Raw genomic sequence first — 2,700 nt, 5'->3', positions numbered from 1 at the left:
ACGTGTTTTCTATAGATTGCAGTCGATAGGATCAAAGCCAGTAAAACACAACCAATAATCATCACTTTCTTTTTCATAGGATTACCCACATAAAAGCGTTATAAGACTATGTAGAACAATTCCAACTACAATACCAATACCGATTCCAAAAATCTTCTTCTTATCATTCATGAGCGTCACCGTCCTTTCTTTTTAACCATGGATAAATAATCAATATACAAACACTTATAATACCTGCAAGTACATATTGTTCGATTGGTTGTTTATGAAATCCTAACAATCTTCTTAAAAGTTGAAACAACCAATAACCACACACTAGCAATTCCTTCCAGGAAATAGATTCCTGCTTTTCTTTTGGCGTAGCATCTGACAAGTCTTCATCTAAATATATTTGAAGTCGATTCTTTTTCATATTCTCACCTATTTTTCTGGGTATCCAAACAAGTACTAGTATCCGTCCTTATATCTTTACAAAATCTCTTAGCGTTAAATACACTTCAGCTTTTGTTGATTATGGATAAGGTAGTACAAATAGAATTCCACAACAAATCAAGCCTAGAATGATCCATCCTAGAAAAGAAAAATCTAAGATGAATAGATCAGACTTTGGTCAGGTAGTCATTTGTTTAGATACAGTACCTTTTAGAAACCAGGATTGGATGTAAATAAATCCATAAGACACTTCTATTCGCCCAATAATATTTGTTCTTGGAAATTATGTCCGTTACAAATAATTCCGTTTATTTTAGTTCTTCTCATTATTGTCTGTTGTCACAATCTCTTCCTGCCATTTTTTGTAGTTGTAGAAAGCTTGGATAAACAAAATAATACTTAATATAACTGCTATTATACAAGTCCAACGAAGTGAACGAAATTCATAATAAAACCCAAACATGATAGCTATATCTATTGGAATTATCCATAATGTTCTAATAAACTTTCTTCTATAACTTAATCTCCCGTACCACATCATTATCCCCTTATCAACTTTTTCACTCATTTCCCATTTTCTCAACACCAGTAAATGAATGAAATTAATCGTAAAAAGACTAGCTATTACAAATACAAATCTCATTTTCATCCAGTCGTATACCCCCTAATCACTTTAGAAATCAGTTACACACTCATCCTTCTTTACAGATTCTTTTAGGTTTAAATACACTTCAGCATTTGTGGCTTCTGGATATGGCAACACAAATAGAATACCAATTCCACAACAAATCAAGCCTAGAATAATCCATCCTAAAAATGATAAATCTAAGACAAATAAATCCATCTTTTGTCCAGTCGTCATTTGTTTGGATAATGAGAAAGCTTCATCTGTAGTAATATTAGGATTTTCTGCCAATAGATATGGAATCATAGAATATTCATAAGCCTTAATAAATCCAGGCACTATGAATAGGAATAGCCATAGTAATATTTTTAAATTCATCAAAAACATGATTTTTACTACATTTAAATAGTCGCCTTTAAAACCACTAAAGATTTCACCAAGCTCAGGATTTACATCATGGTTCTTAATAAAATATCTACTTTTTCCAACTACAATGACATTACCAATGAAGATAGAAAATAATAATCCTACAATAGATCCCATTGATAAAAAAGAGAGGATTGAAGAAAACATACTTGGCAATACAACATCAGGTACAAAATCTTGTACTGTTTGAATAACAGTCACATAATCAGCACTCAATATTCCTGCAATCAGCGTAACCACAAACATCTTCCAATAGTTTCGTTTCATGATTTGTTTGGCTTGTTCTTTAACTTGTTGTCGATTCCACATATTATTTCACCTTACTTTCTTTATACTTAATATCGATTCTTCAATTTTTTTGTTACATCCTATGTCTCGAATACAACAATTTTAAGATTACAATCTTTTTTCCAATTTTTTTAATATATCATTTGCTTCTTTAACATCATTTAAATACTTATCACTATTAAATAACACTTTTTCCTTGGAAACATATATTGGTAATACACTATTATCTTTTAAAACAACTTTAATACCAACATACATCATTGGTTCTACTGCACCCGCCATAAATGTAGCTCCACCTAATATTGTATGTGTAAATGGTTTCGTTTTACCTTTAAAATTTGCATCTTCGTTTTGAATAGAACACTTTTGAATCTCATCATATAAACAGCTTGCACCACCCATTATTTCTAATCTATTTTCTTCATCGTGAAATTTTACACACATCCTTAATCACCCCTTCTATTTTCTTTGCGATCTTACGATCTTGTATGTACTGATCTGTATTGACCATTGTCTTTTCTTTTGACACATAAATAGCTAATACAGTTTCATTCTTTAAAACAATCTTTACTCCAACATACAAATATGGATTCTGAAATAAGCCAGATGGTAATGGTCCACTTGAAAGTACAGCTGTAAATGGAATTCCTTTTCCCTTATATTTTGCCTTTTCATTTAAAACAGATACTCTTGTCACATCATCATAAGAGTATTTTCCCTGTGTTCCAGTAACAATCTCAAATTGTTTACTAGAATCATCAAATTTAACATATTTATTTAAATTCATAAGTTTGGCCTCCTTACCATTTTGGTAGTGTCAAAAATCAACATTTTGATACAAATACAACTACCTTGATTTATTTGTATTTATCTTTAAGTTGTTTCCCTTTTTGTATACAAAAAGGGATGAACACAATATACTAAGTACG

At 30.7% G+C, this 2,700-nt stretch carries 5 protein-coding genes; all 5 read right to left on the bottom strand.

Annotation, left to right across the window (positions count from 1 at the left end):
- Nucleotides 1-163: 163 nt before the first annotated feature.
- The 5 genes from H8911_RS11985 to H8911_RS11965 all read right to left on the bottom strand — a co-directional run bounded on the left by H8911_RS11985 (nucleotide 164) and on the right by H8911_RS11965 (nucleotide 2,558).
- Entirely contained in the window at nucleotides 164-412 is a 249-nt protein-coding gene (locus H8911_RS11985) for a hypothetical protein (RefSeq protein WP_186999819.1), read from the bottom strand.
- A gap of 333 nt (nucleotides 413-745) precedes the next feature.
- Nucleotides 746-1,081 carry a hypothetical protein gene (locus tag H8911_RS11980; protein WP_222621038.1) on the bottom strand — a complete coding sequence of 112 codons (336 nt, stop codon included), beginning with the start codon at nucleotides 1,079-1,081 and terminating at the stop codon, nucleotides 746-748.
- Between the two features lie 24 nt (nucleotides 1,082-1,105).
- On the bottom strand, nucleotides 1,106-1,792 hold the full coding sequence (locus tag H8911_RS11975; protein WP_186999818.1) for a DUF975 family protein: 687 nt from the start codon (nucleotides 1,790-1,792) through the stop codon (nucleotides 1,106-1,108).
- A gap of 87 nt (nucleotides 1,793-1,879) precedes the next feature.
- Nucleotides 1,880-2,215, bottom strand: coding sequence for a hypothetical protein (locus tag H8911_RS11970; RefSeq protein ID WP_186999817.1), 336 nt, complete (start codon nucleotides 2,213-2,215; stop codon nucleotides 1,880-1,882).
- Complete coding sequence (locus tag H8911_RS11965) at nucleotides 2,193-2,558, bottom strand: hypothetical protein (protein ID WP_186999816.1); 366 nt, start codon at nucleotides 2,556-2,558, stop codon at nucleotides 2,193-2,195. Before H8911_RS11965 ends, H8911_RS11970 begins: the two co-directional genes overlap by 23 nt.
- Nucleotides 2,559-2,700 lie beyond the last annotated feature (142 nt).

Origin of the sequence: Holdemanella hominis (assembly GCF_014306155.1) — a bacterium.
GTDB classification, from domain to species: Bacteria; Bacillota_I; Bacilli_A; order Erysipelotrichales; family Erysipelotrichaceae; genus Holdemanella; species Holdemanella hominis.
Note: the sequence above shows the minus strand (reverse complement) of the source record. Positions and strands in the feature narration are given on the sequence as shown.